This is a genomic window from Halosubterraneus shenae (genome assembly GCF_050510935.1).
GTDB lineage: Archaea > Halobacteriota > Halobacteria > Halobacteriales > Haloferacaceae > JBDGPU01.
Genome location: NZ_JBNLVO010000004.1, coordinates 71,878 through 98,181 on the forward strand (window position 1 = coordinate 71,878; position 26,304 = coordinate 98,181).

General features: G+C 66.4%; 27 protein-coding genes and 2 tRNA genes. 18 read left to right on the forward strand and 11 right to left on the reverse strand.

The annotated features are described in order from the left end of the window. The first annotated feature begins 26 nt into the window (after positions 1-26). Complete coding sequence (gene rqcH / locus ACQE3M_RS09415; protein ID WP_430505347.1) at positions 27-2,129, forward strand: ribosome rescue protein RqcH; 2,103 nt, start codon at positions 27-29, stop codon at positions 2,127-2,129. Between the two features lie 15 nt (positions 2,130-2,144). Here rqcH and ACQE3M_RS09420 read toward each other — a convergent pair whose 3' ends face one another. Together ACQE3M_RS09420 and ACQE3M_RS09425 are read right to left on the reverse strand one after the other, a co-directional pair. Continuing rightward, a complete protein-coding gene (locus ACQE3M_RS09420) occupies positions 2,145-2,600 on the reverse strand; it encodes a MaoC family dehydratase (RefSeq protein WP_430505348.1) in 456 nt (151 codons plus the stop codon). Positions 2,601-2,654: 54 nt separating this feature from the next. Next, a complete protein-coding gene (locus ACQE3M_RS09425; protein ID WP_430505350.1) occupies positions 2,655-4,013 on the reverse strand; it encodes a serpin family protein in 1,359 nt (452 codons plus the stop codon). Positions 4,014-4,148: 135 nt separating this feature from the next. On the opposite strand from ACQE3M_RS09425, the gene ACQE3M_RS09430 reads away from it, so the two are divergent. Both ACQE3M_RS09430 and ACQE3M_RS09435 read left to right on the forward strand, forming a co-directional pair. Further along, positions 4,149-5,315 carry a cystathionine gamma-synthase gene (locus tag ACQE3M_RS09430; protein ID WP_430505351.1) on the forward strand — a complete coding sequence of 389 codons (1,167 nt, stop codon included), beginning with the start codon at positions 4,149-4,151 and terminating at the stop codon, positions 5,313-5,315. A 1,009-nt stretch (positions 5,316-6,324) separates the two neighbouring features. After that, the gene (locus ACQE3M_RS09435; protein WP_430505352.1) at positions 6,325-7,278 is read left to right on the forward strand and encodes a D-2-hydroxyacid dehydrogenase; all 954 of its coding nucleotides are present in this window, start codon (positions 6,325-6,327) and stop codon (positions 7,276-7,278) included. A gap of 115 nt (positions 7,279-7,393) precedes the next feature. Here the strand turns inward: ACQE3M_RS09435 and ACQE3M_RS09440 are convergent, their stop codons facing one another. The 3 genes from ACQE3M_RS09440 to aceB form a co-directional block, all read right to left on the reverse strand. Then, on the reverse strand, positions 7,394-7,561 hold the full coding sequence (locus ACQE3M_RS09440; RefSeq protein ID WP_430505353.1) for a hypothetical protein: 168 nt from the start codon (positions 7,559-7,561) through the stop codon (positions 7,394-7,396). 173 nt (positions 7,562-7,734) lie between these two features. Continuing rightward, positions 7,735-8,460: a fumarylacetoacetate hydrolase family protein gene (locus tag ACQE3M_RS09445; RefSeq protein ID WP_430505354.1), complete on the reverse strand. Its 726-nt coding sequence runs from the start codon at positions 8,458-8,460 to the stop codon at positions 7,735-7,737. A 99-nt stretch (positions 8,461-8,559) separates the two neighbouring features. Then, positions 8,560-9,867, reverse strand: a complete 1,308-nt coding sequence (aceB, locus tag ACQE3M_RS09450) for a malate synthase AceB (protein ID WP_430505355.1) — start codon at positions 9,865-9,867, stop codon at positions 8,560-8,562. A 422-nt stretch (positions 9,868-10,289) separates the two neighbouring features. On the opposite strand from aceB, the gene ACQE3M_RS09455 reads away from it, so the two are divergent. Then, positions 10,290-10,718, forward strand: a complete 429-nt coding sequence (locus tag ACQE3M_RS09455; RefSeq protein WP_430505356.1) for a universal stress protein — start codon at positions 10,290-10,292, stop codon at positions 10,716-10,718. Positions 10,719-10,752: 34 nt separating this feature from the next. Here ACQE3M_RS09455 and ACQE3M_RS09460 read toward each other — a convergent pair whose 3' ends face one another. After that, positions 10,753-11,121 (reverse strand): VOC family protein, encoded by a 369-nt coding sequence (locus ACQE3M_RS09460; protein WP_430505357.1) that lies wholly within the window; start codon positions 11,119-11,121, stop codon positions 10,753-10,755. A 166-nt stretch (positions 11,122-11,287) separates the two neighbouring features. On the opposite strand from ACQE3M_RS09460, the gene ACQE3M_RS09465 reads away from it, so the two are divergent. Continuing rightward, positions 11,288-14,371 (forward strand): FAD-binding and (Fe-S)-binding domain-containing protein, encoded by a 3,084-nt coding sequence (locus ACQE3M_RS09465; RefSeq protein ID WP_430505358.1) that lies wholly within the window; start codon positions 11,288-11,290, stop codon positions 14,369-14,371. A 68-nt stretch (positions 14,372-14,439) separates the two neighbouring features. Here ACQE3M_RS09465 and ACQE3M_RS09470 read toward each other — a convergent pair whose 3' ends face one another. Both ACQE3M_RS09470 and asd read right to left on the reverse strand, forming a co-directional pair. Next, positions 14,440-14,907: a hypothetical protein gene (locus ACQE3M_RS09470; protein WP_430505359.1), complete on the reverse strand. Its 468-nt coding sequence runs from the start codon at positions 14,905-14,907 to the stop codon at positions 14,440-14,442. A 185-nt stretch (positions 14,908-15,092) separates the two neighbouring features. Continuing rightward, positions 15,093-16,133: an aspartate-semialdehyde dehydrogenase gene (gene asd, locus ACQE3M_RS09475; RefSeq protein ID WP_430505360.1), complete on the reverse strand. Its 1,041-nt coding sequence runs from the start codon at positions 16,131-16,133 to the stop codon at positions 15,093-15,095. Positions 16,134-16,371: 238 nt separating this feature from the next. Between asd and ACQE3M_RS09480 the strand changes: the two genes are divergently transcribed. Further along, entirely contained in the window at positions 16,372-18,090 is a 1,719-nt protein-coding gene (locus ACQE3M_RS09480; protein WP_430505361.1) for a Na+/H+ antiporter NhaC family protein, read from the forward strand. Between the two features lie 332 nt (positions 18,091-18,422). On the opposite strand, the gene ACQE3M_RS09485 is transcribed toward ACQE3M_RS09480, so the two are convergent. The 3 genes from ACQE3M_RS09485 to ACQE3M_RS09495 are packed head-to-tail and all read right to left on the reverse strand — an operon-like array spanning position 18,423 to position 19,850. Continuing rightward, entirely contained in the window at positions 18,423-19,166 is a 744-nt protein-coding gene (locus tag ACQE3M_RS09485) for a hypothetical protein (protein ID WP_430505362.1), read from the reverse strand. A gap of 43 nt (positions 19,167-19,209) precedes the next feature. After that, the gene (locus ACQE3M_RS09490; protein ID WP_430505363.1) at positions 19,210-19,578 is read right to left on the reverse strand and encodes a DUF5615 family PIN-like protein; all 369 of its coding nucleotides are present in this window, start codon (positions 19,576-19,578) and stop codon (positions 19,210-19,212) included. Beyond that, complete coding sequence (locus ACQE3M_RS09495) at positions 19,575-19,850, reverse strand: DUF433 domain-containing protein (protein WP_430505364.1); 276 nt, start codon at positions 19,848-19,850, stop codon at positions 19,575-19,577. Before ACQE3M_RS09495 ends, ACQE3M_RS09490 begins: the two co-directional genes overlap by 4 nt. Positions 19,851-19,953: 103 nt before the next feature. Here ACQE3M_RS09495 and ACQE3M_RS09500 point away from each other — a divergent pair, with 103 nt between their 5' ends. From ACQE3M_RS09500 to ACQE3M_RS09555, 12 genes are all read left to right on the forward strand, one after another. Beyond that, positions 19,954-20,721, forward strand: coding sequence for an MBL fold metallo-hydrolase (locus ACQE3M_RS09500; protein WP_430505365.1), 768 nt, complete (start codon positions 19,954-19,956; stop codon positions 20,719-20,721). A 265-nt stretch (positions 20,722-20,986) separates the two neighbouring features. Beyond that, on the forward strand, positions 20,987-21,967 hold the full coding sequence (gene moaA, locus ACQE3M_RS09505) for a GTP 3',8-cyclase MoaA (RefSeq protein ID WP_430505366.1): 981 nt from the start codon (positions 20,987-20,989) through the stop codon (positions 21,965-21,967). A 265-nt stretch (positions 21,968-22,232) separates the two neighbouring features. Next, positions 22,233-22,318, forward strand: a tRNA-Ser gene (locus tag ACQE3M_RS09510). Positions 22,319-22,361: 43 nt separating this feature from the next. Beyond that, positions 22,362-22,886 (forward strand): 30S ribosomal protein S13, encoded by a 525-nt coding sequence (locus tag ACQE3M_RS09515; protein ID WP_430505367.1) that lies wholly within the window; start codon positions 22,362-22,364, stop codon positions 22,884-22,886. Continuing rightward, positions 22,883-23,410: a 30S ribosomal protein S4 gene (locus tag ACQE3M_RS09520; protein ID WP_430505368.1), complete on the forward strand. Its 528-nt coding sequence runs from the start codon at positions 22,883-22,885 to the stop codon at positions 23,408-23,410. The genes ACQE3M_RS09515 and ACQE3M_RS09520 overlap by 4 nt, the downstream gene beginning before the upstream one ends. Positions 23,411-23,416: 6 nt before the next feature. Next, a complete protein-coding gene (locus ACQE3M_RS09525; RefSeq protein WP_430505369.1) occupies positions 23,417-23,806 on the forward strand; it encodes a 30S ribosomal protein S11 in 390 nt (129 codons plus the stop codon). Between the two features lies 1 nt (position 23,807). Then, positions 23,808-24,560 carry a DNA-directed RNA polymerase subunit D gene (locus ACQE3M_RS09530; RefSeq protein ID WP_430505370.1) on the forward strand — a complete coding sequence of 251 codons (753 nt, stop codon included), beginning with the start codon at positions 23,808-23,810 and terminating at the stop codon, positions 24,558-24,560. 218 nt (positions 24,561-24,778) lie between these two features. Then, positions 24,779-24,863, forward strand: a tRNA-Leu gene (locus ACQE3M_RS09535). Between the two features lie 39 nt (positions 24,864-24,902). After that, positions 24,903-25,259: a 50S ribosomal protein L18e gene (locus tag ACQE3M_RS09540; RefSeq protein WP_430505371.1), complete on the forward strand. Its 357-nt coding sequence runs from the start codon at positions 24,903-24,905 to the stop codon at positions 25,257-25,259. After that, positions 25,256-25,705, forward strand: coding sequence for a 50S ribosomal protein L13 (locus tag ACQE3M_RS09545; protein WP_430505372.1), 450 nt, complete (start codon positions 25,256-25,258; stop codon positions 25,703-25,705). Before ACQE3M_RS09540 ends, ACQE3M_RS09545 begins: the two co-directional genes overlap by 4 nt. Beyond that, positions 25,699-26,097, forward strand: coding sequence for a 30S ribosomal protein S9 (locus ACQE3M_RS09550; RefSeq protein WP_430505373.1), 399 nt, complete (start codon positions 25,699-25,701; stop codon positions 26,095-26,097). The genes ACQE3M_RS09545 and ACQE3M_RS09550 overlap by 7 nt, the downstream gene beginning before the upstream one ends. A gap of 11 nt (positions 26,098-26,108) precedes the next feature. Continuing rightward, positions 26,109-26,303, forward strand: coding sequence for a DNA-directed RNA polymerase subunit N (locus ACQE3M_RS09555; RefSeq protein WP_430505374.1), 195 nt, complete (start codon positions 26,109-26,111; stop codon positions 26,301-26,303). Position 26,304: the final 1 nt, after the last annotated feature.

A 26,304-nucleotide genomic window follows, 5' to 3' on the forward strand; every position in this document is an offset into this window, starting at 1 on the left:
TTTTCCGGGGCCCCTGTGGGCAACGTATGGAACAGAAGCAGGAGCTGTCGAGCATCGACCTCCGTGCGCTCGTGACGGAGACCCGCCGGTACACGGGCGCGAAGGTCGACAAGGCCTATCTGTACGGCGACGACCTGCTCCGCCTCAAGCTTCGCGACTTCGACCGCGGCCGCGTCGAGCTCATGATCGAGGTGGGCGACGTCAAGCGCGCGCACGTCGCGGACCCCGAACACGTCGGCGCGGCGCCCGGCCGGCCCCCGAACTTCGCGAAGATGCTGCGGAACCGGCTAAGCGGGGCCGACTTCGTCGGCGTCGAGCAGTACGAGTTCGACCGCATCCTCACGTTCGACTTCGAGCGCGAGGACCAGAACACCCGCATCGTCGCGGAGCTGTTCGGTCAGGGGAACATCGCCGTCCTCGACGAGAGCGGCGAGGTCGTCCAGTCGCTGGAGACGGTCCGGCTGAAGTCCCGCACCGTCGCCCCCGGCGCCCAGTACGAGTACCCGGGGACGCGGCTCAACCCGCTCGACATCTCCTTCGACGCCTTCTGCCGCCGGATGAACGAGTCCGATACGGACGTCGTCCGGACGCTGGCGACCCAGCTCAACCTCGGCGGGCTCTATGCGGAGGAGGTCTGCTCGCGCGCCGGCGTCGAGAAGACCATCGACATCGCGGAGGCGACGGAGGAGCACTACCGCGCCCTGTACGACGCCATCGCCCGCCTCGACGAACGGCTCCACTCCGGCGACCTCGACCCCCGCGTCTACGAGGAGGACGACTCCGTCGTCGACGTCACCCCGTTCCCCCTCGTCGAGCACGAGGACCTCCACAGCGAGGGGTACGACTCTTTCACCGCCGCCGTCGACGACTACTTCTACCGACTCGAGCGGACCGAGGAGGAAGAAGTCGAGGAGGCGGGCACCTCGGAGCCGGAGTTCGAGGAGGAGATCGCCAAACAGCAGCGCATCGTCGAGCAGCAGGAGGGGGCGATCGAGGGCTTCGAGGAGCAGGCCGAGCAGGAGCGCGAGCGCGCCGAGCTGCTGTACGCGAACTACGACCTCGTCGACGAGGTCCTCACGACGATCCAGGACGCCCGCGAGGCCGGCGTCCCCTGGGACGAGATCGAGGAGACCCTCGAAGCCGGCGCGGAGGAGGGCATCGAGGCCGCGGAGGCCGTCCGCAACGTCGACGGCAGCGAGGGGACGGTCACGGTCGAGCTCGACGACACCCGGATCGAGCTGGACGCCACGGCCGGCGTCGAGGTGAACGCCGACCAGCTCTACCAGGAAGCCAAACGCGTCGAGGAGAAGAAGGAGGGCGCGAAGGAGGCCCTCGAGGAGACGCGCGCGGAGCTCGAAGCCATCAAACAGCGCCGCGAGGAGTGGGAAGCCGAAGACGAGGGCGAGGCGGAAGAAGAGGCGGAAGGCGAGTTCGAGGAGGTCGACTGGCTCTCGCGGTCGTCGATCCCGATCCGCTCGACGGACAACTGGTACGAGCGGTTCCGCTGGTTCCGGACCTCGGACGACTACCTCGTCATCGGCGGGCGCAACGCCGACCAGAACGAGGAGCTCGTAAAGAAGTACATGGACAAACACGACCGCTTCTTCCACACGGACGCCCACGGCGGCCCCGTCACCATCCTCAAGGCCGCCGGGCCCTCCGAGTCGGCCGAGGCGGTCGACTTCTCCGAGGAGACGCTCCGGGAGGCCGCCCAGTTCGCCGTCGCCTACTCCTCGGTCTGGAAGGACGGACGCGGCGCCGGCGACGCGTACATGGTCGACCCGGACCAGGTCTCGAAGACGCCCGAGAGCGGCGAGTACCTGGAGAAGGGCGGGTTCGCCATCCGCGGCGACCGCACGTACTTCGAGGACGTCCCGTGTCGGGTCACCATCGGCATCCAGTGCGAGCCGGTCACTCGGCCGATCGGGGGCCCGCCGTCGGCCATCGTCGACCGCGTGGCGACCCACGTCGAGCTGGAGCCCGGCATGTACGCCCAGAACGACATGGCGACGAAGCTCTACCGCGAGTTCAAGGAGCGGTTCGCCGACGAGTCGTTCGTCCGGAAGGTCGCGAGCGCCGACCTCATCCAGGAGTTCCTGCCGCCGGGCGGGTCGGAGATGCTCGACTGATCGAGCGGCGGACAGCTACGTGTCGTCGTCAGCGTCGCCGACGTCCATCGTGTAGCAGACCGCAGTGCCGTCGAGCACGAGGGTGTCGTCGTTCCGACACACTTGCGTCTCCAGTTCCGTGATCGGCTTGTCCTCGCGCACGTCCGTCACCTCGACGACGCCGGTGATCTCGTCGCCCGGGCGCACGGGCGCCTCGAAGTCCCAGTCGACGTTGAGGAAGACGGTCCCCGGGCCGGGGAGTTCCTGGGCGACGACTGCGTTGAGGATGGCGCTCGTGATCCCGCCCTGGACGACGATCTCGCCGAAGCCGGACGCCTCTGCGGCGGCCTCGTCGTAGTGAAGCGGGTTCCGGTCGCCGCTGATCTCCGTGAAGCGCTCGATGTCCTCCTCCTCGACGGTTCGGGTTCGTTCGGCCGTGGCGCCGACGCTCGGAGCCGGCCGCGGCCAGGCGTTCTCGTCGATGTCGGTCATGTGCCCGTACGCTACCGCCGGATCACAATCAACCTTTGTGGCCCCGCCGGATCGCTACCCCTGTGCGGCACCGACGTCGGTCACGCGTCCGAGGAACAGCACGGTGTCCGTCGGTTTGTCGCGAATGCAGAAGAGGAACGGCCGGTCGAACGTCAGGTCGAACGACTCGGGCGGCATACTCTCCAGTGTCAGGACGGCCGTCGAGGCGGCGGCTTCCGTCCCCTCCTCGTCGACGCTGACGAACGACTGGTGATACACCTCGTCGATCCAGGGACCGTCGTCGCCGGCGACCATCCCGGAGAAATCCGCGTCCGGAGTGAAGGCGTTCGGCATCCCCAGCTCGGCCAACGGTTTCGAGAGCTTGGCGTCGAAGCCGTATTCGAATCGGGGGAGCTGCAGGTCCCCCTCGGCGCGACCGAGGGCCTCGAAGATCCCGAATAGCGTGCTCGCATCGAGATCGCGCTCGAAGGCCTCGAACTCGCCCGCGTCCGGTAGTACGAGCACCATCGAAACGTCCTCGCCGGTGTAGGGCAGCTCGATGGCCTGTGCCCGCGGGAGGTCCGCGTAGTCGGTTTCGAGGCTCTGTGCCATCATCGGGACCGTCGCGGTCGACCCGTCGAGCGCCGTCACGCTCTCCTGGGTCGTGTTCTCGGGGTCGAACTGGTGGTGCCACCCGGCCATGAAGTAGATCGCGTTGGTCAGCGCGAGCACCGTGTCCGGGCCGACGGATCCCGGTGGAAGCAGCTCCTCGATCTTTCCGTTCGTCTCGTCGGCGACCCACTCGTTGATGCGCTCCCGTTCGCTCTCGGGATCCCCGGCGAAGTCGGCCTCGCGAAAGCCGCCGTCGTACTGCTCGGCGAGGAGGTCGAGGTAGGCCTCGGAGAAGGGGTAGCCCTCCTGGCCCCACACCGCGTTGGCGACGGCGAGCCGGAAGGCGTCGACTTCGGCGTCCTCCTCGTCGGCCGTCGGGTCGGTCGTGGTCTCGCGGGCGTCGAGCGCGTCGTCGATCTCGGCGAACGCGTCGTGGACGTCCTCGCCGAGCGTGTACCGGAGCGTTTCCCGCAGCTCCGTTTCCGTGTCCCCGCGAGCGCCGGCGTACGTCATCGCCAGCGCGACCGAGATGCTGTACGGCGACAGGAACGTGTTGCCACCCTGCGTGTCCGCGAGCTGGCGATGCAGGTCGAGCGCGAATCCGGCGTTGCCGGCGGCAAGCGCCGCGAGACGCTCGTCGTCCACCTGGGGTTCGCCCTGCGGGGGCTCCTCGGGAGGTTCCGCCGCTGGTGGCTCCGTTCCGGTTGGCGTGTCGGTGGCGTCGGGCGTCGAGTCCGCACGCGGCGCCATCTCGTCGGCACAGCCCGCCAGCGACGCCGCGGCGAGCGCTCCGGACAGCGCGAGGAGGTCTCGTCGGTTCATATCCGGCCCTACAGGGGGTTCGGATAAGTGTCTTCCAGAGGCACAAAGAGCCGTTTGTCGAACCCACGCGGGTCGCGCCGGACCACAGCCGGCGTAAAGGGGAAGAATCACACCCCTGCCACACAATCACCGAGTATGAGCGACGACGATCACCAGCTTCGCATCGAGACGCGCGCGATCCACGCCGGCCAGGAGCCGGACGAGGAGACGGGCGCGCTGATGACGCCCATCTACGCCAACTCCACCTACGAGCAGGAGGCGCCGGGCCAGCACACCGGCTACGAGTACTCGCGCACCGGCAACCCGACGCGGACGGACCTCGAGGAGAACCTCGCGGACCTCGAGTCCGGGAGCCACGCCCGGGCGTTCTCGTCCGGGATGGGCGCCATCAACACCGTGCTGAACCTGCTGGAGTCCGGCGACCACGTCGTCGCCGGCGACGACGTGTACGGCGGCACCCACCGCATCCTCACGCAGGTGTACGAGCAGTACGACCTCGAGACCTCCTTCGTCGACACGACGGACCACGCCGCCGTCGAGGACGCGATGCAGGAGAACACGGAACTCGTCTGGGTCGAGACGCCGACGAATCCGCTGATGAACGTCAACGACATCGAGGCGCTCGCCGACGTCGCCCACGAGCACGACGCGCTCTGTGCGGTCGACAACACCTTCGCGACGCCGTATCTCCAGCGCCCGCTCGAGCTCGGCGCCGACATCGTCTCGCAGTCGCTGACGAAGTACCTCGGCGGCCACTCGGACACCGTCGGCGGCGCGCTCATCGTCGACGAGGACGGCCTCGACGAGAAGCTCGGCTTCTACCAGAACTCCGTCGGCGCGACGCCGGGCCCCTTCGACTCCTTCCTCGTCCTTCGCGGGACGAAGACCCTGCCCGTCCGGATGGACCGCCACTGCGAGAACGCCGGCGAGCTGGCCGAGTGGCTCGACGAGCACGAGGACGTCGACCGCGTCTACTACCCCGGCCTCGAGAGCCACCCGCAGCACGAGCTCGCGGCCGAGCAGATGGACGACTTCGGCGGCATGCTCTCCTTCGAGTTCGACGGCACGCTCGAGCAGGGCTCGACCGTCGTCAGCGAGACGGAGGTCTTCACCCTCGCCGAGTCGCTCGGCGGCGTCGAGAGCCTCATCGAGCAGCCCGCGGCCATGACCCACGCCGCCATTCCGAAGGAGGAGCGCGAGGCGGCCGGGCTCTCTGACGGGCTCATCCGCGTTTCTGTGGGGGTCGAGCACATCGACGACCTGAAGGAAGACCTGCAGCAGGCGTTCGACGCCGCGAAGTAGGTCGGTTCGGCGTTTTGTCGAGTCGGGTGGTCTGTTTTCTTATAAATGGGTGTATCGGCGTAGACGCTGGTACACTGGACTGCAACGGCCGGGGAGCTCTCGGCCACTCTTTAAAAGGATATTTGAACAGGTGATACGGTCTCGCTCATAACAGCACCGCAAACACCCAGAAAGCCCTCGGCCGCTCGCGGTCGCTGAGCGACATATCCGCGCCTCTCCGCCGCGAAAGACGGTCCGGGCTGCCTGCAGTAGCGGGCTGCCGGGCTGCGACTTTCTGGCCTTCGTTCGCTCCGCTCACGAAGGCACCGCCCGGCGCGGATAGGGGTCGACTCAGCGACTCCCCTACGGCGCGAGCGGCCATCGCCCTTTCAGTCCGCCAGGACAGCCCAGCGACCGCAACAGCACCGCCCAGCAACCGCACCGCGACAGCACCGCACGGCGACCGCAAGCCTCGGCCCTCCCCAACCTCGGCCGGGGCGCGCCGGTCCCGCACCGCATCGGCGCGCTCCGCCCCCCCTCGCACGCGTTGCTCGCGCGCGCCGGCCGCCCAGCACCGTGACTGCTTAGCAGCCGCCGCGCGCGACGCCCGGCAACCACTCCTGGGCGGGACTGAAAGGGGCAGCCGCTGAGCGGGACGCCCTGCGACGCTAGCACCGCAATCAGCGAACGAGCGAAGCGAGTGAGCTGTGAGGAGCGCAGCGAGCAGCGCGACCGCTAAAGCGGCTGGGGCTTTCTGGGCATGCTGAGTGCTATCGATGGCGCCGACGCCCGGTTTTATTTATAAATGCGATCGCTCAGTTGCTGGGCCTACTACGTGTGCCAAGTGGTGTCGAAGACGACGATACCCGGCTTCATTTATAAGCGAACACCCTCAAGCCCCCCGGGAGTTCCCGCAATCTCCCCGGTAATGCCGTCGCCGTCGAACGATTCCCGGACCGGAACTCGAACGCGCACGGGTAGAGTTCGCCTTTGTAAGGAGCCTTTTCAGGAAGGTCGTTGAACGACCTGTATGACCGACGTAGACGTCGTCGTTTTGCGACAGAAGATCCACGGCATGGACGCGTCCGACTACGCCGAGATACTCCGCGAGCAGCTCCCCAACCAGGAGGTCGCGCTGGCGACCACGCCGGCCGAGGAGCGCGAGTACCTGCGCGACGCGCGCGTCGCGACCGGGTTCTCCCTCTCGGAAGAACAGCTCGAGCTCGCCGAGAACCTCGAGCTGTTCGCCTGTGTCTACGCCGGGACTGGCCACCTCGACCGCGAGTCGTTCGAGGAGCACGACGTGGCGGTGACGAACGCCTCGGGCGTCCACGCGCCGAACATCTCCGAGTACGTCGTCGGATCGATGATCGCCTTCGCGCGCCAGTTCTCCCGGGCACAGGCACAGCAGCGCGAGCGCGAGTGGCGTGCGTATCCGACCCGCGAACTCCACGGCTCGACCGCGGCCGTCGTCGGGCTCGGCTCCATCGGCACCGCGGTCGTCGACCGCCTGGACGCGTTCGGAATGGAGACGGTCGGCGTGCGCTACACGCCGGAGAAGGGCGGCCCGACCGACGAGGTGTACGGCTTCGACGAGATCCACGAGGCCGTCAAGGACGCCGAGTACGTCGTCCTCGCCTGCCCACTCTCGGACGCGACGCGGGGCCTCGTCGACGACGAGCTCTTCCGAACGATGCCGGCCGACGCCGTGCTCGTCAACGTCGCGCGCGGGCCGGTCGTCGAGACCGACGCGCTGCTCTCGGCGCTCCGGTCGAACGCTATCCGGGGCGCCGCGCTCGACGTGACCGATCCGGAACCGCTTCCGGAGGACCACCCCCTCTGGGGGATGGGCAACGTCCGGATCACGCCGCACAACTCGGGGCACACGCCGGAGTACTTCGACCGCTGTGCCGACATCCTGGCCGATAACCTCGAACGGCTGGAGACGGAGCCGGAGAGCGAGCTGGTCAATCAGGTCCTCTGAGCGACAGGATCGGAAACCAGCAACCACTGCAACTCGAAAATCCGCCGCGAACGACGCCGCCGATACTCATTGCGGAGTCCCGCAGGGAGATCCGCTGCCGGTTCTCACGGCGCGGTCACAGCGTCCGGCTGACGCTGGCGGCGCCGCATTCACGACATTCCTTCCCGTCCGAGCGCGGATCGGGGGTGTCGAACACGGCGCCACAGACGCCGCATTCGTAATGGTGACCGCTGCCGGTGAGCTCGCTCAACATCGACTTGACCGTGTCCTCGACCAGGGGCATGTGAATAATTGTGACACTCGTTAACACAAAACTTTGGGTAGAGTTCACATGGGTGCCCGATCGATCACTCCGAACGACGAACCCCAGAAAACGCGCGTTCCGGAGCGACTTTAGCCGCCTCGGGCGCGGCTCAGTGCCGTGGTTATCCTGTGCAAGAGGGCCGCGGTCGCTCGTTACGGGAAGTCGGCCTCGACGACCTCGTTCGTCAGCGTCCCGACGCCCTCGTAGGTAATCTCGACTTCTTCGCCCGGCTCGACGAGCCCGGGGTTCGCCGGGCTGCCGAAGGCGACGCAGTCGCCCGGGCGGAGCGTGAACCGCTCGGAGATGTGCGCGACCAGCTCGTCCGGGCCGAACAGCATCAGCTCGGTGTTGGCCTCCTGTCGTTTTTCGCCGCCGACGTACGTCTCCATGTCCATGTCGCTCGGGTCGACGTCCGTCTCGATCCACGGGCCCAGCGGCGCGGAGCCGTCGAACGCCTTCCGCGCGGTGCGGCCGACCTGGTCTAACGCGTCCACGTCGTTGAGGATCGTGTGGCCGCGCACGACCTCCGAGACGTCCTCGGGGTCGAGGTCCCGGCAGCGCTCGTCGATGACGGCGACGAGCTCGCCGGCGTAGGTCAGCTCGTCCGTCCAGTCCGGGTACGGGATCGGCTGGCCGTCGGCGACGAGGCTCGTCGGCGGTTTGATGAAGAAGTCCGGCTCCGCCGGGCGCTCGTACTCCATCTGGTCGAGCGTCGCGGCGTAGTTGCGGCCGACGCAGTAGAGCGCGGACGGCTCACACGGCGGGAGCAGTCGGCCGTCCGTCCCGACCTCGTAAACGCCGTCCTCGGCGTAGATCGTGCCGTCGTCGTACTCGCCGGCTACGGGGCCATCCGGGGTGAGCAAGCGTGCGCGTCGCATACGCGCCCCTCGCGGTACGCCGGCAGAAAGAGGTACCGGTGTCGTCGAAAAGCGCGGGAAAGCCGGGGGTCGACGGTCTGCTGTCCGAAACCCGACGGCCTACTGGCCGACCTGCGTCGCGCGTTCGACGAGCTCCGCACCGTAGAGCTCCTCGAGCTCCTCGTGCTGGTCCGGTCGGTTCTCGTAGACGTCCTGGAAGAGGTTGATCGGCGTCTGGGCGGCCTGGTAGGTCGCCTCGTCCCACATGCGGTCGCGGGCGACGTCGACCTCGACGCCGTCGATGCGGAGGGTGGTGGCCTGGGTCATCGCGATGGCGCCCTTGCCGGCCTCCTTCGCGGCCTCGAACTCCTCCATGGAGTCGACGATGTCCCCGAGGCTCGGAACGTACGACGCGATGTCGACGAGCGCCTCCTTGAGCTCGTCCTCGTCGGCGAGCTCGTGGGTGTCGGTGCCGACCGTCAGGCGGTAGCCGTCGCCGGTCTCCTCGAGCGAGACGCGGTCACCCTCGTACACCTGGACGCCGTCGTCGTCCTCGAGGTCGATCTCGCGGTCGTCGACCTCGAAGAACCAGTGGCCCGACTCGGGCGGGAGCGGGTTCGTGTTGGCGACCTCGACCTGGCCGGGCGTGAGCGCCCAGATGCCGATCTGGCCCTTCGCACGGTTCTCGACCATCCGGTCCTTGTACCCCTCGACGTCGCGGATGTCGTCGTAGGGGCCGTCGACCGCGATGAGGTCGGCGGCGCTGGCGCCACGGGAGGTGTTGTGGCGGAGCTCGGGCCACGGCGGGAGCTCGCCGGTGGGCGTCATCCCGCGCATGGCCTTCGTGTAGTCGACCTCGCCGTCGACCAGCATGAAGAGGCGCTGGTCGAGGTTGTTGGAGGGCTTGCCGACCTCCTCGCGGAGGCGCGAGGTGGCGATCTCCGACTCGCCGCTCTCGACGATGACGGACATGGCGATGCTTCCCTCCTCGAGGCCGTACTCGTTCTCGACGATGGTGATGAACTCGTCGGCCTTCTTCCAGTCGTCGACGTCGCCGACCTCGGGGACGACGAACCCGTCGATGTGCTCGATGGCGCCGCCCTCGGGGTCGGCGATGGTGAGCATGTGCTGGAGCCCTCGGTATCGGGTCGCCGGGTCGTTTCGGTGCCAGACGATACGGGGGTGAATCTCGCCGGGGAACTCCGCTCCGTTCTCGGAGACGACCTCGACGATGTTCTCGGCTCCCTCGTCTCGCATGTTCGGGGCCGTGGCGTCCTCGTTGTCCGGCACCCACACGTCCGGGGCCTGCATCCCGCGGAGCTGTGAGGCCTTCCTGGCCATCTCGGCCGTGTCCTCGCCGTCGACGGCCGCGGGCGACGTGAAGAAGGTCCGAACGAACTCGCGATTACGCTGCTTCGTTACGGTCATAACAATCGGATAGGTATTGACGGCGGTGTGAGTAAAAGGATAGGGGTAGCCACAATCTCTCGGACCAGTATAAAAGGGTGCGGGTCCCGACATCGACAGTGCTCCGGGGAGCGATGGCCGGTCGTCAGGCCGGCGCGGGCGGGACTGAACCCTCGCACCCGACGTTCACGAGTGGTACCGACTTCCCGTAACCCCCGGAAATCGAAGCCTGCTGGTTCCAATGCAGGGACCTGGAAGAGGTCGGAGGACCGTCGGATGGACCGGGCGGACCGTCGGATAGACCGAGCGGACCGCAGCCAGTTGCTGGAGTCGGTATCGGGGCCCTTCGGTGTCTCCCAGTTACCGTGTGATCACTCCCCCGACCTGAACGCTCCCGACGGCTCCGCCGGCAACTATATCATGCGCGACGAACGTGTTACCGTATGGCACACCACATCCTGGTCCCGATGGACGAGTCGGACCCGTCCTGGGAGGCGCTGGAGTTCGCGCTGTCGACGTTTCCCGACGCGGAGATCTCGGCGTTGCACGTGATCGTGCCACTGGAGCGGCGGGAGTTCGGGCAGGGATACGCCTGGCTCAACTCGCCCGAGCTCCTCGAGGAGGCCCAGAAGGAGGGGGAGGAGTTCCTCGCGGACGTGCAGTCACAGGTCGCGGAGCGCGGTCGGGAGATCCACACGCACGTGGAGACTGGCAAGCCCGCGTCGACGATCCTCGACCACGCCGAGGAGGCCGGCGTCGACCAGATCATCATGGGGAGCCACGGCCGGACGGGAGTGTCCCGGGTGCTCCTCGGGAGCGTCGCCGAGCGCGTGATGCGTCGCTCGCCGATCCCGGTGACCGTCGTTCGGTAACGCGACGCTTAAAAAGCGGATCGGCGAGGCGGCCCTACAGCGGCTCGATGAGCTCGACGTGGTGGCCGTCGGGATCCTTGATAAAGGCCGTTCGGGCGCCCGCGGCCGGCTGGTCGCCCGGCTCCTCCACGACGCCGAAGTGGTCGATCGCCTCGAACGCGGCGTCGACGTCGTCGACCTTCAGCGCGACGTGGTCGTACTGGTCGCCCTGCTCGCTGGGCGTGTGGCCGTCCGTGTCCGACAGCTGGAACTCGACACCGTTCTCGTCGGCGACGTAGACGTTGCGGGTCTCGCCGTCCGGCGTCGTGAACTCCCAGGAGCGCTCGAAGTCGAGCTCTTCGACGTACCAGTCGGCGGCCCGCTCCGCGTCCGCGACGTTGAGGCAGGTGTGGAGTATTGCCATACCGTACCCAGCCGAAGCGCCCTTATAAAACCGTTCGCCCCCGCAAAGTTTCACCTCGGGTTCGAATGGGAATTCCTCGCACGGAACGGGCGCTATCGGGGAAAGTGGCGCGTATGTTTGTGTCTAACAATGGGTTTATACTCATGATCAACTATGCCATTCGTACATGGCAGTCGACGACACGCCAGGGCTCGAGACGTCGTCAGCGGCGCTCGGCCACGACCGGCCGGACGTTCCGGAGTACCAGGCGCTCGCGTCGGATCTCCGCGAGCGAGTCGCCGGTGACGTACAGTTCGACGAATACGCACAGGTGCTCTACGCGACGGACGGGAGCATCTACCAGGCCAAACCCGCCGGCGTCGTCCTTCCGAAGACCGTCGAGGACGTGAAGGCGGCGGTCGCGACGGCGAAGAACCACGGTGTGCCGGTCCTGCCGCGAGGCACGGGCTCCTCGCTGGCGGGCCAGACGGTCGGTCCCGGCTGTGTCGTCATCGACTTCACGAAGTACATGGACGAGATCGTGGACGTCCGCCCCGACGACCAGCGGGCGGTCGTCCAGCCCGGCGTCGTCCAGGACGACCTCGACGACCGGCTCGCAGAACACGGGCTGAAGTTCGCGCCCGACCCGGCCTCCTCCGGGCGCGCGACCGTCTGTGGTGGCATCGGCAACAACTCCACGGGTGCACACTCCGTCCGCTACGGGATCACCGACGCGTACACCGAGGAGCTGAAGGTCGTCCTCGCGAACGGCGAGCTGATCCACACGCGCGAGATAGTCCTCGACTCCGAGGAGTACGACGAGATCGTCGAGGGGGACACGCGCGAGGCCGAGCTGTACGAGACCACGCGCAAGCTCGTCGAGGAGAACGAGGCAGAGATCGAGGAGAAGTACCCGAACCTCAAGCGGTCGGTCTCGGGCTACAACCTCCACAAGGTCATCTACGAGAACGACGACGGCGAGGAGGTCATCAACCTCTCGAAGCTGCTCGTCGGCGCGGAGGGGACCCTCGGCACCATCGTCGAGGCCGAGGTCTCGCTCGTCTCCAAGCCGGAGTCGACGGCGCTCGCGCTCTACTGCTTCGAGGACCTCGTCGACGCGATGGAGGCGGTCCCGCAGGCGCTCGACTTCCCGGTGAGCGCCGTCGAGCTGATGGACGAGGACGTCTTCGACCTCGCGGCCAGCTCCGAGGAGTTCGCCCAGTACGCGGAGCCCATCCCGGACGGGGCCAAGGCGGCGCTCATGCTGGAATGGGACTCCGAGCTCGTCGACGACTTCGAGGACGCCGTCGCCGACACGAACGAGTATTTCGTTGACAACGGGAAGGCGTTCGACGTGCTGGAGGCCTACACCGAGGAGGCCCAGGAGGACCTCTGGAAGCTACGGAAGGCCGCGATTCCGCTGCTGATGGGGATGCAGGGCGACCCCAAGCCGTACCCGTTCATCGAGGACGCGACGGTGCCGCCCGAGGAGCTGGCCGAGTACGTGATGGAGTTCGAGGAGGTGCTCCACGACCACGACACCTCCGCAGCGTACTTCGCGCACGCCGGCTCCGGCACGCTCCACATCCGGCCCATTCTCAACCTCAAGGAGAACGAGGGCATCGAGAAGATGCACTCGATCACGGACGACGTGACCGACCTCGTCTTAGACCACTACGGGGCCTTCTCCGGCGAACACGGCGACGGCCTCGCCCGCACTGAGTTCAACCCGAAGATGTACGGCGAGCAGCTCTGGGGGGCGTTCCAGGAGCTCAAGTCCGCCTTCGACCCCGACTGGCGGATGAACCCCGGGAAGGTCGTCTACGTCGACGACGAGACGGCCGCGGAGAAGGGCTACCCCGACTCCGCGGCGTCGACGGACATGCGCGAGAACCTGCGGTACGGCGCCGACTACCAGTCGCTGGAGCCCCAGACCGAGCTCGACTTCGAGGACGAGGGTGGGTTCTCGCACCTCGTCGAGCTGTGTAACGGCTGTGGCACCTGTCGCGAGACGGACTCCGGGACGATGTGCCCAACCTACCGCGCCTCGGAGGAGGAGATCCAGGCCACCCGCGGCCGGGCGAACATGCTCCGCGCGGCGATCAGCGGCGAGCTCGACGAGGACGAGATCCACTCCGACCGGTTCCAGGACGAGGTGCTCGACCTCTGTGTCGGCTGTAAGGGCTGCAAGAGCGACTGTCCGACCGGCGTCGACCTCGCGAAGCTGAAGGCCGAGGTGAAACACCAGCACCACGAGAAAGAGGGCTCCGGCCTGCGCGAGAAGATGTTCCGCGACATCGACGCGCTCTCGGCGCTGGGCAGCAAGCTCGCGCCGATCTCGAACGCCGCCTCGAAGCTACCGGGCGCGCGCACGGTGATGGAGAAGGTCGTCGGCGTCGCGGCCGACCGCGAGCTGCCGCCCTTCCGTCGCGAGAGCCTCGAGGACTGGTTCGAGGCCCGCGGCGGCCCGCAGGTGTCCGCGAGCGAGGCGAACGACACGGTCCTGCTGTTCCCGGACACGTACACGAACTACAGCTACCCGAGCGCGGGCAAGGCTGCGGTCGAGGTCCTGGAGGCGGCGGACGTCCGCGTCGAGCTGGCCGACGACGTCGCGCCGTCCGGGCGCGCCGCGTTCTCGACCGGGTTCCTCGACGACGCCCGCGAGCGCGCGGAAACGAACGTCGAGCAGCTCGCCCCGAAGGTCGAGGAAGGCTACTCGGTCCTCTTCGTCGAGCCGTCCGACGCCGTGATGTTCCAGGACGAGTACCTGGACCTGCTCGACGGCGACGAGGTCCAGCAGGTGTCGGCGGCCGCCTACGGCGTCTTAGAGTACATGAACGCCGCCCGCGTCGACGACCACCTCGCGTTCGACGCGCCGGGGGAGACGCTCACCTACCACGGCCACTGCAACCAGAAGGCGACGAACAAGGACCACCACGCCGTCGGCGTGCTGCGCCGGTCCGGCTACGGCGTCGACCCGCTCGACTCCGGCTGCTGTGGCATGGCGGGCTCGTTCGGCTACGAGGCGGAACACTACGACATCTCGAAGGCGATCGGCCGGATCCTCTTCGACAAGGTCGAGGAGAGCCCGGGCGACGTCGTCACCGCCCCCGGCGGCTCCTGCCGCTCGCAACTCGGCGACCGCGACGGCGCGGAGAACCCGCCGCACCCCATCGAGAAGGTGCACGAGGCCGTCGTCGGTCCGTCCGAGACCGGTGCCGTCGCGGGCGACGCGACGGGGTCCGGCACCGCCGCTGCCGGCGACGACTGAGGCGGCTTCCTTTATAAGCACCTGTCGACCCGTTTCAGGCGTCGGCCCTTTCCAGTCGCCGGTCCGTTTCAGTCGCCGGTGACGGTCACGGTGGACTCGCGTTCGACGTCGTCTCGGTCGGTCCCACACAGCGTCGCGGCGACCGAATACGTGTACTCACCCGCCTCCGCGTCGTCGGCGACGGTGAGTGAAACCACGGCCTCGGCGTCGACACACTGGTCCCACTGCCACTTCGGCGGATACGAATCCAGCTGTCGGTCCGGCGTCGGGCTCACGTCGGCGCCGCTGATCGAGAACTCGACCGCGTCCTCGTCGATCGGCACGCCGAGGTGCAGACCCGTCACCTGGGTTGCCGACACTCGGACCTGGGTGTACTCGCCGGGCGCGAGCGTCGGCTCCTCGCCGGTCACCCGGGAGCGCTCCGGGTCCGTTCCGGTCGGCGTCGCGGTCGACGGCCCGCCGCCGTCCGCCGTACACCCCGCGGCCGCCGTTGTGAGTCCGACAGCGCCCAACTTGAGGTAGCGGCGGCGTTGCATGGAGGCTGCTACCGCGGGTCCTTATAAACAGCTACCGGGGACACAAGGAGTCGTTTGTCCTAACGTCGCTCGAACGTGGCGTGGAACGACGTTCGACCGGACCGTGGAACGGCGTTCGACCGGACCGTGGAACCGCGTTCGATCGGACCGTGGAACCGCGTTCGACCGGGCCGTAGCCACCCTGCTTAGACGTAGCCTTCCTCGACGAGCAGCTCGCCGTTCAGCAGCGAGGCGCCCGCGGCGCCGCGGATCGTGTTGTGCGAGAGGCAGTTGTACTTCACGCCGTCGCTCGTGGACTGGACGCCGCCGGCACAGATGCCCATGCCGTCCGCGTACGTGCGGTCGAGGCGGGGCTGGGGGCGCTCGGGGTCGGCCTCGCCGTACACCTTGATCAGCTGGTCGGGCGCGCTCGGGAGGTCGACGCCCTCGAACTCGCGCATCGCGGTGCGGACCTCGGCCGGGCTCGGGTCGTCCGCGAGCTTCGCGAAGACGTTCTCGAGGTGGCCGTCGATGGTCGGGATGCGGTTACAGGAGGCGGCGACGTCGGCCTCGTGGTGGTGGACCTCCGCGCCGTCGAAGTCGCCGAGGAGCTTCCGGGATTCCGTCTCCATCTTGGTCTCCTCGCCGCCGATGTGCGGGATGGCGTTGTCGATGATCTCCATCGAGGTGACGCCGGAGTACCCCGCGCCGGAGACGGCCTGGAGCGTGGAGACGTTGATCTCCTCGATGCCGAACTGGTCGATCGCCGCGAGCGTCGGCACCATCGTGATCGTCGAGCAGTTCGGGTTCTTCACCAGGGCGCCGTCCCAGCCGCGCTCGTCGCGCTGGACCTCGATGAGGTCGAGGTGCCCCGGGTTGATCTCCGGGATCGTGAGCGGGACGTCGTCGGCCAGGCGGTCGTTCGAGGAGTTCGAGGAGACGACGTACCCCTCCTCGAGGAACGCGGGCTCGACGTCGGCGGCAACACCCGAGGGGAGCGAGGAGAACAGCAGGTCGACGTCGTCGGCGACGGCGTCGGGTTCGGTCGCCCGGACCTCCATCTCGGCGACGTCGTCCGGGATCGGTGCGTCGACGCGCCACTTGGCTGCCTCGCGATACGTCTTGCCCGCGCTCGACTCGCTCGCGGTGACGGTCGCGAGCTCGAACGTCGGATGGTCGTCGAGCAGCTGGATGAATCGCTGGCCCACGGCACCGGTTGCACCGAGGATACCGACTCGTACAGTCATTGTTGGCCGTGGGGCAGGGTAACGTAAGTGCGTTCGGATCGTGGCGGAAACGGCCGCTCGCGACGCCTCGTCGGCAGATTCGTCATTTCGGCAAAGATCCTTCATCCAGCCCTCCCGCCCGCGTACGACTCGTCGCTCAGACCCGGCTTTGGCATACGGTCCCAACCCGTTCGATCGACCCTGAACGTTCCAGACCTCGGTAAACGCGCTTAAGCCGCGTCGGCAATTCTCACCGGGTATGGCGCCAGAAACGTTCGGTGCCCTGTCGCTGCTCCCACCGTTGCTAGCGATCGGGCTCGCGATCCTGACGCGGAAAGCGGTACTGTCCCTGTTCCTCGGAATCTGGTCCGGAGGCATCATCAAGGCGGGCGGTCCAACTCCGCTCGCGGACCCCGTCGGCTGGCTGGGCGGCGTCGTCGACGCCGGCTTCGGCCTGTTCCCGGCGTTCGACTGGATCGTCTCGGCTATCGCGACCGAGTTCCACGCGACGATCATCGTGTTCACGCTCCTGCTCGGCTCGGGCGTCGCGATGGTGTGGAACCTCGGCGGGTCCCACGCGGTCCGCGACTGGGCGATCGAGCACCTCGACACCCAGCGGAAGGCCGGAGCCATCGCGTGGCTGCTCGGCCTCCTGATGTTCTTCGACGACTACGCGAACACGGCCATCGTCGGCTCCGCGATGAAGGACGTCTCGGACCGGCTCCGGATCTCCCGCGAGAAGCTCTCCTACATCGTCGACTCGACGGCCGCCCCCGTCTCCACGCTCGCGATCTCCTCGTGGGTCGCGTTCCAGCTCGGGCTGATCGAGGACGCCTACGCCTCCATCGGCCTGGAGAACGCCCCCTCCGCCTTCGAGATCTTCGTCCAGTCGATCCCGTTCAACATGTACTCCATCCTCGCCATCGCGATGGTCGCCATCGTCGTCGGCACCGGTCGCGACTACGGCGAGATGCTCGACGCGGAGCACCGCTCGGGCCGCACCGGGGAGGTCACGCGCGCCGACGCGACGCCGATGCAGGACGTCGCCGAGGAGCTCGGCGCGCCGAACGCCCGCAACCCCCGGCTCGTCAACTTCTTCGCGCCGGTCGCGGTCCTCATCGTCGTGACGCTCGGCGCCGCGCTCTGGACCGGCGGCTTCGCGTTCGGGGCCTTCCTCGACGCACCCACCGACACGCTCTGGAACGCGGTGACGAACGCTGACTACGGCAAGGCGCTCGTCTACGGCTCCTTCGCGATGGTGGTCTCCGGGTTCCTGCTCGGGAAGGCGTACGACGTCTTCAGCTTCGGCGAGGCGACCGACAACGTCATCGACGGCTTCGGCATCATGCTCACCGCGGTCACGATCCTCTCGCTCGCGTGGGGGATCGGCAACGTCGTCAGCGCGCTGGGCACGGGCGAGTACGTCGCCGCGTACGCGGAGGCGATGCTCGACCCGACCATCCTCCCCGTCGTCGTCCTGCTGACCGGCGCCTTCGTCGCCTTCTCGACGGGGACCTCGTGGGGGACGATGGCGATCCTGACGCCGATCCTCATCCCCGTCGCCTGGCAGCTCACGGGCGACCACACCATGGTCGCCGCCGTCGTCGGCACGATCTTCTCCGGCGCCATCTTCGGGGACCACACGTCGCCGATCTCGGACACGACCGTGCTGTCGGCGACGTTCACCGGTGCCGACCTCATCGACCACGTCCGGACGCAGATCTACTACGCGATCACGGTCGGGCTCGTCGCCATCGCGCTCCTGCTCGTCTGGGGTGTAACGCGGGTCTCGCCGCTGATCCTGCTGCCGGTCGGCGTCGTCGCGCTCGTCGCGCTCGTCTACGGCCTCTCCGAGTTCGACGCCCGCCGGAAGGGGATCTCCCCGGTGTCGGCGAGCGTCCCGTACGAGGGCGACGGCGAGGGGTCCGTCGCGAGCGACGTTGCGGACGACAGCGACGAGGCCGTCCGCGACGACTGACGCGCCACTCGTCTCACCGCCGTTTTCACGACGCTTGCCTCACCTCCGTTTCCACACCGTTCGCCCCGCGCCTTTTAACCACCCAGGGCGCATACCGCCACGTACGCGCCTTTAGTCCCCGCCCGAGTATTCCCGGATGGGAGCGATGACAGAGCGGCGAACCCGGGCGCGGTACATGTCGTCGCGAGAGCGACCGTCACCGTCGCGTGAGACGGCCAGCCCGCCACGAGGGTTTCCCGGTTGACACGGCACGCAGCCCAGGGATGAGACCGGCCGTTAGTGTTGCGGGCTACATTTTCGGACTAATACAATCAGTGATAGGGCCGTTTGAATCAGCTCTTGAAGTCAACTGGTCGGGGCTTGGGAGCTGACGGTGGGAACGCAGTATCGTTCTGAATCGACATTTGTTCCCGCATCTCTTCGTCTTCTTGAGTGCGACTGGCCTTAAACGAATCCTGCTCGTCACCGAGCAATTTTCGCATTTCGTCGGAGTCCCCAGATACTGCCTCCATTCCAGTCTCCTCAGCGATTGTTCTCAAGAGATATCCCGCTTCTGTCGGTTCAGACCGACCGAGTTCATCCCAGTCTCCGCCTGGTCCTTCTCTCATCTCCAATAACGCAATTGATTCAGTTAATTTCCCGTCGCTCTCCTCATCTTCCGAGATACCGATCCGATAGTAAACCTCTTCCGTCGTATACACCGCGATCGGGAGCTGTAGTTCGTCCTCAACGACGATACCTCCATTGCCAAGCCCCTCAACTTCAATTGTCTCAGCAGTCTGTGATGAGTCGGCTATCGCCAGCGGATTCACGGCCTCACCATTCAGACGGAATCCGAACGCCTGCCGATCAGCGAGGGTTGCAACTGCGGATGTCGGAGAATTGTACCTGCCGTCCTCCCAGAAATTCACTCCCAATTCTTCACGTCGTTCAGTTAGCCAATCGCCTGTGTCGGATCGGCGAGCTTTGGTGAGTTCTCCCTCTTTGTGTTTCAGAACGACCTCTCTGGGCATCTTTGCTGGATTGTAAAGCACCGACCCCGCGTCGAGTGTAAGTAGCGTAACTACTCGCGACATGCGTTGCTATCAGTCACCCCCTCTCAAAAACATTGGCTAGCGGTCACTCGTGGAGCCAGGCGTACCACTCGTCGAGGTCGACGAGGTGGTCTTCGACGCCTTCGGTCCCGTACTGACTGAAGACCTCGTCTATCGTCCGGGCGAGGCCTTCCGGATCGCTATCTGGAAGTTCCTGGTCGTAGTACAGGAGAATTCCAGCGTGATCGTAATGCTGCTGGAGCGCCTCGAAGTCTTTCGCATTGTTCGTCAAGAGGACGACAGCCTCGTCGGCGCACCACCGGAGGAGTTCAGCGTCCTTCGTTCGTTCGCCGAACTGATCTTTTGCCTGAACGGCGTCGAACCCGCGCTCACGGAGCAGTTTCTCCAGGATACGTCCTACGTGTTCGTCGAGGAGGATTCGAGGGCCACTCACTGGACGGTCTCTTTCGGCTTCAGCGACGCCTCGCGGACGCGTTCGAACGCATCCTCGTTCTCCCGTTCGATGTCCCGCATCTCCTCCACATGATCGTAGTAGTACGAGAGTGCCTCATAAACCGACGCGAGTGAGAGATCGAGCTGGTCGGCGACGTACGCAGGCGATTGACCGGCGTCTACCACTCGCGCGGCGACGTGACGCACCCCGACCCTCGTCTCGTCGATACGGGGCTCCCCGCCCAGCACGTCGTCATCGTGAGTGATCGTCATGGCTTCTATAGGGTCGCCTTTGTTTATACTTCTTTGCGTCGCTCGTCATCTCGTCGGAACTGGAGTCCGGATATATAAGATGGCGGCCGCCCTTTCTCTCAGCATGCACGTCACGTTTCTCGGTACCGGCAGCGCGATGCCGGTGCCCGAGCGGGCCCAGACCGGGCTCCTGCTCGAGCACGACGACCGGACGCTCCTCGTCGACTGCGGCTCGGGCATCCTGCGCCGACTCACGAACACCGAGGTCGGCTACGAGGGCGTCGGGACGGTCCTCCTGACGCATCACCACCTCGACCACGTCGCCGACCTGCTCCCCCTCATCAAGGCGCGCTGGCTCGCCGGCGAGGAGTTCCTCCAGATCATCGGGCCGACTGGCACGAAGGAGTTGATCGACGGTCTGCTCGACGTCCACGAGTACCTCGACGGGCGCTGCGAGCTCGCGATCCGGGAGGTCTCGGCCGGCGAGACGTTCTCGGCCGGCGGCTTCGACGTCGTCGGTCGCGAGACGCGCCACTCCAAGCCCTGCCTCGCCTACCGCTTCGCGCCGGAGGACAGCGACGTCGACGCCGCGGACGGCCCGTTCACGTTCTCGGGCGACTCGGAGGCGTTCCGCGGCCTCGCGAGTTTCGCCGACGGCTCCCGCGTGCTCGCGCACGACTGCTCGTTCCCGGACGGCGTCGACGTCTCCAACCACCCGAACCCGACACAGCTCGGCGAGGCTCTCGCCGGGACTGACGTCGACCACCTCTACCTGACACACCTCTACCCGATCACCGGCGGCAAGGAGGAGGAGATGGTCGAGTCGGTGACGAACGCGGGCTTCGAGGGCGACGTCGGCGTGGCCCAGGACGGGCTCCGGTTCGAGCTGTAGGGGGCCGCAAGCCTCAGGCAGGGAACAGCCGCAGTGCCGGCGTGAACGTAGCTGGTTTCATTCCAGTAGCGATCCGTCACAGCCGACCGGTCGTGCGAACCCAGTACCAGACCGTCTCACGGGAACCCATAGTCACCGGAAAATATCCGGATACAACCCTGAATCCGCCGGCCTGGCGCTGGCGCCGGGACCGAAACCAGTTCCAGTTACGTATCGGCGAGACCGACCCCGCTCTTTATATCTTCGTGGACGAACCTATTCGGTAATGAGTGGGCCACTCGCGGACGACTTCGGGCGAGAGGTCACCGGGGTCCGCATCTCCCTGACCGACCGCTGTAACTTCGACTGTGTCTACTGTCACAACGAGGGGTTAGGCGACACGCGGGGGCCGATGGACCCCCAGGACGACGAGATGGACACGGACGACGTCGTGCGGTTCCTCGAGGTCGTCGCGGAGTACGGCGTCGAGAAGGTGAAGTTCACCGGCGGCGAGCCGATGCTCCGCGACGACCTCGAGGAGATCATCCGCCGCACGCCCGACCACATGGAGGTGTCGATGACGACGAACGGCACCTTCCTCCCCGGGCGCGCGGAGGACCTGAAGGAAGCTGGGCTCGACCGCGTCAACGTCTCGCAGGACGCGCTCGACCCCGACGAGTTCGCGGAGATCACGAAGTCCGGCGCCTACGACGAGGTGCTGAAGGGCGTCGAGGCCGCGGTCGACGCGGGCCTCGACCCGGTGAAGCTCAACATGGTCGTGTTCAAGCACACGGCGGGCTACGTCGACGAGATGGTCGACCACGTCGCCGGCGACAACGGGCTCCAGCTCCAGCTCATCCAGTACATGCCGGAGCTCACCGGTCGCCCCGAGTGGAACATCGACATCCAGCGCGTCCACGACTGGCTCGCGGAGGAGGCCGACCGCGTCGAGACCCGCGAGATGCACGACCGAAAGCGCTACTGGGTCGACGGCGGCATGGTCGAGATCGTTGACCCCGTCGAGAACGAGGAGTTCTGCGCCAACTGCGGCCGCGTGCGCGTCACGCACGAAGGCTACCTCAAGGGCTGTCTCAACCGCAACGACGACCTGCAGTCGATGGGCGAGATGACTCGCGAGGAGATCGCGGAGACCTTCGAGGACGTCGTCGCGAACCGCGTCCCGTACTACGGCGAGTACATGGTCGAGAACGACGACGGCGAGTACGAGATCAACGAGAAGTACCTCGGGACGCCGACCGCGGACTGATCTGCCCCCGCTTTTCAGTGGCCCCACCGTCGGATTCTTTTATAAATCGCGCTCGCGACGGCGAGCCCTGGCGACGACCGCGGCCGCAGGCGGCGACGGACCGGACACGGTATAAAAATACGCGGACGAATCCGTCGCCCGTCACACATCCCCATGCCTTTCAGTCTATCGTGACCCTTAAGTGTAGTAGCGGTGTTTTACTGAATGCACGTACTGCAGGGGCGCAGTCCCCCGAGTCCGAGAGGGCGATGATACAAATCCGCGGGTTGCGGTAGCCAAGTTTGGCCCAAGGCGCAGGGTTGCTAACTCTGTGGCGGTCACGCCTCCGGGGTTCGAATCCCCGCCGCAACGCTCGAACAGCTGGAGCCCGGATAGGGCTCAGACTCACCACAACATGAGTGCAGAAGAACCACAGGAAGGCTCGCCGGAGGAGGAAGATGAAGACCTCCAGTACTTCGTCCGGATCGGTCGAGAAGACCTCGACGGAACGAAGACGGTCGAGCGAAGCCTGACAGACCTGAACGGTATCGGCACGCGGACGGCGCGTATCGTCACCGAGGAAGTCGGCGTGGATCGCGATGCCACGTTCGGCCGCCTCGAAGATGACGATATCGACGCCGTCGTCGACGTCGTCGAAAACCTCGAAGAGCACGTCCCCGAGTGGATGGTCAACCGGCAGAACGATTTCTTCACCGGCGAGTCCACCCACGAGATCGGCGGCGAGCTCGACGAGAAGCGACGTCACGACATCAACCGCATGAAGACTATCAGCTCCTACAAGGGTGTCCGCCACAAGCGCGGCCAGAAGGTGCGCGGTCAGCGTACCAAGTCCACGGGTCGGTCCGAGGGCACCATCGGCGTCAACGTGGAGGAGATCCGCGAGGAGATGGAAGACGAGGAAGGCGGTGAGGAAGAATGACGACCGGTAAGAACACGAAGGGGTACGAGACCCCGAACCACCCGTACCAGGGCGAGCGTATCGCCGAGGAGTCCGACCTCATCTCCCGCTACGGCCTCCAGAACAAAGAGGAGTTCTGGCGCGCCCAGTCCGAGCTGCGCAACATGCGTCGCGAAGCGCGACGCCTGCTCGGCGAGGCACAGGGTGACGTCGAGGCGGCCCAGGAGGCCGGCTCGGAGTTCGTCGCCCGCCTCCGGAAGCTCGGCATCCTCAGTAGCAACGACGACATTTCGGCGGTCCTGTCGCTGGACGTGACGGACCTTCTCGAACGACGCCTGCAGACGGTCGTCTACCGGGAAGGCCTCGCGTCCTCGACGCAGCAGGCCCGCCAGTTCATCGTCCACGGTCACGTGACCGTCGGCGACGCCCGCGTGACGCGCCCGTCGAAGAAGGTCGAGACGTCCGAGGAGGACATCATCGCCTTCGACGAAACGAGCCCGCTCGCGGACGAACTGCATCCCGAACGCGCGGAGGCGCAGGAGTAACTACCAATGAGCGAATCAGCAGATGACAAGTGGGGCATCGCCCACGTGTACGCGTCGTACAACAACACGCTCATCACGATCACCGACGAGACCGGCGCGGAGACGATCGCCAAGTCGTCCGGCGGGACCGTGGTGAAGCAGAACCGAGACGAGGCGTCCCCGTACGCGGCCATGCAGATGGCCGAGGTCGTCGCCGAGAAGATCCAGGCGGCGGGCCTCGAGGGCGTGCACGTTCGCGTGCGCGGCCCGGGCGGGAACCTCAACAAGTCCACCGGTCCCGGTGCGCAGGCGACGATCCGTGCGCTGGCTCGCGCCGGCGTCGAGATCGGCCGCATCGAGGACGTGACGCCTATCCCGCACGACGGGACGAAGGCACCGAAGAACCAGCGAGTCTAACATGAGTGACGCCGACTTCGATGTGGAGTTCATCGAGCGCGACGATCGCAGCGCGCGGGTGCTGATCCGCGGGCTGACGCCGGCCTTCGCCAACGGCATCCGCCGGGCGATGATCGCCGACGTGCCGACGTTCTCGATCGACACCGTTCGATTCGTCGAAAACTCGTCCGTGCTGTTCGACGAGATGGTCGGGCTCCGCCTGGGGCTCGTCCCGCTCACGACGCCGCTGGACGAGTTCGAAATCGGCGACGAAGTCACCCTCGCGCTCGACGTCGAGGGCCCCGACAACGCCTACTCCGGCGACATCGAGACGTCGGACCCGATGGTCGAGCCGGCCGAGGACAACGTTCCGGTCATCGAGCTCAACGAGGGCCAGCGCATCGAGCTGGAAGCCGATGCCGTGCTCGACACGGGCAAGGAACACGCCAAGCATCAGGGCGGCGTCTCCGTCGGCTACCGTCACCTCCAGAAGGTGACCGTCGAGGGCGACCTCGGCGAGTTCGACGAGGACGAGGCCCGCATCCTCCGCGGTGTCATCGAGACCGAGGATGGCGAGGTCATCCCGACCAACGAGTTCGGCAACGACCTCTCCGAGAAGTTCCCCGGGAAGGACGTGTCCGTCGAGGACGTCCCGGAGGCGTTCGTCTTCCACATCGAGACGGACGGCTCGTTCAGCGTCGAGGAACTGCTGCTCCGCGCGATCGACTCCATCGAGGAGCGCGCGGACGAACTGCAAACCAAAGTCGCAGTCTAACGTAATGACGACCCTTCGAACCCACCGACGAACGCACTCGCCCTCGCCGGCAGTCGCGACCACCGCGGTCGCGGCGGCGGCCAATACGGCCGCGAACACCACGCGAGGACGGCGCGACGCCTCCCTGGGCGTCGCGAGCGACGCCGCGCGCCAGCGCGTCGCATGCGGCCGTCGGACCGAAAGTGGTTTGAAGGGCACCGCATTACCGTGGAGTGCACGCAGGGATAGCCAAGTCAGGCCAACGGCGCAGCGTTCAGGGCGCTGTCCTGTAGAGGTCCGCAGGTTCAAATCCTGCTCCCTGCACTCCACTTCTTTCACCCCTTCGAACGAGGAGGGACATCAATGAGTAGCAACAAGACGAACCCGACACTACAGAACCTCATCGCCGAGCTGAAGTCGGTCTCTCGCGAGTCAGGCGCCAACGTCTGGCAGGACGTCGCGGATCGACTGGAAAAGCCCCGGCGCACGCACGCTGAGGTCAACCTGGGCACCATCGAACGGTACGCGCAGGAAGACGAGACGGTCGTCGTCCCCGGCAAGGTGCTGGGCAGCGGTGTGCTGGAGAAGAACGTCACGGTCGCCGCGGTCGATTTCTCTGGGACGGCCCAGCAGAAGATCGACCAGGCCGGCGAAGCCGTGTCACTGGAACAGTTTGTTGAACAGAACCCGGACGGTACCGACGTGAGGGTCATCCGATGAGTCTCGCACACTTCGACGCGGACGTCGTCGTCGACGCCCGTGACTGTATCCTCGGCCGTGTCGCCTCCAACGTCGCGCAGCATGCGCTCGACGGCGACAAGGTCGCCGTGGTGAACGCGGAGGACGCGGTCATCACCGGCAACGAGGACGCGACCATGGACACCTACCGGACGCGCGCGAACCTCGGCTCGGACAGCGGGCCGTACTTCCCGAAGCGCCCGGACGGCATCTTCAAGCGGACCATCCGCGGCATGGTGCCGTACAAGGAGGACCGCGGTCGCGAAGCGTTCGACAACGTGCGCGTCTACGTCGGCAACCCATACGAGGACGACGACGAGTACGAAGCGGTCGTGCTCGACGGCACCTCGCTGGACCGACTGTCGAACATCAAGTTCACGACGCTCGGAACGATTTCCGAGAAACTCGGAGCTAACGTTACATGGTAACGAACACCTCAGGCAAGAAGAAGACGGCCATCGCCCGCGCCACCGTGCGCGACGGCGACGGTCGCATCCGCATCGACTCCAAGCCCGTCGAGCTGGTCGAGCCGGAGCAGGCCCGGCTGAAGATGCTGGAGCCGTTCCGCATCGCCAGCGACGACCTCCGCGAGGGGGTCGACATCGACGTCACCGTCAACGGTGGCGGCTTCAGCGGCCAGGCGGACGCCATCCGCACGGCCATCGCACGCGCGCTTGTGCAACACTACAGTGACGCGGAGCTCCGCGACGCGTACCTCAACTTCGACCGCTCGCTGCTGGTCAACGACGTGCGCCAGTCCGAACCCAAGAAGTGGGGCGGCCCGGGCGCCCGTGCTCGCTACCAGAAGTCCTACCGCTAGGTGATCCATCCATGATGATTCCCGTCCGGTGTTTCACGTGTGGTAACGTCATCGGTGAACACTGGGAGGAGTTCAAGGCTCGCGCCCGCGAAGGCGACGAGGACCCCGGTGAGGTCCTCGACGAGCTCGGCGTCGAGCGGCATTGCTGTCGCCGCATGATGGTAAGCCACAAGGACCTGGTCGACGTCGTCTCGCCGTACCAGTAAC

What these genes read in the sequence shown, in the direction of transcription:
- ACQE3M_RS09465 (WP_430505358.1), top strand. Translation starts at nt 11,288, where the DNA reads ATGGCAGTCGACGACACGCCAGGGCTCGAGACGTCGTCAGCGGCGCTC.
- ACQE3M_RS09480 (WP_430505361.1), top strand. Translation starts at nt 16,372, where the DNA reads ATGGCGCCAGAAACGTTCGGTGCCCTGTCGCTGCTCCCACCGTTGCTA.
- ACQE3M_RS09525 (WP_430505369.1), top strand. Translation starts at nt 23,417, where the DNA reads ATGAGCGAATCAGCAGATGACAAGTGGGGCATCGCCCACGTGTACGCG.
- ACQE3M_RS09495 (WP_430505364.1), bottom strand. Translation starts at nt 19,850, where the DNA reads ATGACGATCACTCACGATGACGACGTGCTGGGCGGGGAGCCCCGTATC.
- ACQE3M_RS09440 (WP_430505353.1), bottom strand. Translation starts at nt 7,561, where the DNA reads ATGCCCCTGGTCGAGGACACGGTCAAGTCGATGTTGAGCGAGCTCACC.
- asd (WP_430505360.1), bottom strand. Translation starts at nt 16,133, where the DNA reads ATGACTGTACGAGTCGGTATCCTCGGTGCAACCGGTGCCGTGGGCCAG.
- ACQE3M_RS09500 (WP_430505365.1), top strand. Translation starts at nt 19,954, where the DNA reads ATGCACGTCACGTTTCTCGGTACCGGCAGCGCGATGCCGGTGCCCGAG.
- ACQE3M_RS09550 (WP_430505373.1), top strand. Translation starts at nt 25,699, where the DNA reads ATGGTAACGAACACCTCAGGCAAGAAGAAGACGGCCATCGCCCGCGCC.
- rqcH (WP_430505347.1), top strand. Translation starts at nt 27, where the DNA reads ATGGAACAGAAGCAGGAGCTGTCGAGCATCGACCTCCGTGCGCTCGTG.
- moaA (WP_430505366.1), top strand. Translation starts at nt 20,987, where the DNA reads ATGAGTGGGCCACTCGCGGACGACTTCGGGCGAGAGGTCACCGGGGTC.
- ACQE3M_RS09520 (WP_430505368.1), top strand. Translation starts at nt 22,883, where the DNA reads ATGACGACCGGTAAGAACACGAAGGGGTACGAGACCCCGAACCACCCG.
- ACQE3M_RS09485 (WP_430505362.1), bottom strand. Translation starts at nt 19,166, where the DNA reads ATGTCGCGAGTAGTTACGCTACTTACACTCGACGCGGGGTCGGTGCTT.
- aceB (WP_430505355.1), bottom strand. Translation starts at nt 9,867, where the DNA reads ATGACCGTAACGAAGCAGCGTAATCGCGAGTTCGTTCGGACCTTCTTC.
- ACQE3M_RS09515 (WP_430505367.1), top strand. Translation starts at nt 22,362, where the DNA reads ATGAGTGCAGAAGAACCACAGGAAGGCTCGCCGGAGGAGGAAGATGAA.
- ACQE3M_RS09530 (WP_430505370.1), top strand. Translation starts at nt 23,808, where the DNA reads ATGAGTGACGCCGACTTCGATGTGGAGTTCATCGAGCGCGACGATCGC.
- ACQE3M_RS09460 (WP_430505357.1), bottom strand. Translation starts at nt 11,121, where the DNA reads ATGGCAATACTCCACACCTGCCTCAACGTCGCGGACGCGGAGCGGGCC.
- ACQE3M_RS09445 (WP_430505354.1), bottom strand. Translation starts at nt 8,460, where the DNA reads ATGCGACGCGCACGCTTGCTCACCCCGGATGGCCCCGTAGCCGGCGAG.
- ACQE3M_RS09425 (WP_430505350.1), bottom strand. Translation starts at nt 4,013, where the DNA reads ATGAACCGACGAGACCTCCTCGCGCTGTCCGGAGCGCTCGCCGCGGCG.
- ACQE3M_RS09540 (WP_430505371.1), top strand. Translation starts at nt 24,903, where the DNA reads ATGAGTAGCAACAAGACGAACCCGACACTACAGAACCTCATCGCCGAG.
- ACQE3M_RS09470 (WP_430505359.1), bottom strand. Translation starts at nt 14,907, where the DNA reads ATGCAACGCCGCCGCTACCTCAAGTTGGGCGCTGTCGGACTCACAACG.
- ACQE3M_RS09430 (WP_430505351.1), top strand. Translation starts at nt 4,149, where the DNA reads ATGAGCGACGACGATCACCAGCTTCGCATCGAGACGCGCGCGATCCAC.
- ACQE3M_RS09435 (WP_430505352.1), top strand. Translation starts at nt 6,325, where the DNA reads ATGACCGACGTAGACGTCGTCGTTTTGCGACAGAAGATCCACGGCATG.
- ACQE3M_RS09455 (WP_430505356.1), top strand. Translation starts at nt 10,290, where the DNA reads ATGGCACACCACATCCTGGTCCCGATGGACGAGTCGGACCCGTCCTGG.
- ACQE3M_RS09545 (WP_430505372.1), top strand. Translation starts at nt 25,256, where the DNA reads ATGAGTCTCGCACACTTCGACGCGGACGTCGTCGTCGACGCCCGTGAC.
- ACQE3M_RS09555 (WP_430505374.1), top strand. Translation starts at nt 26,109, where the DNA reads ATGATGATTCCCGTCCGGTGTTTCACGTGTGGTAACGTCATCGGTGAA.
- ACQE3M_RS09420 (WP_430505348.1), bottom strand. Translation starts at nt 2,600, where the DNA reads ATGACCGACATCGACGAGAACGCCTGGCCGCGGCCGGCTCCGAGCGTC.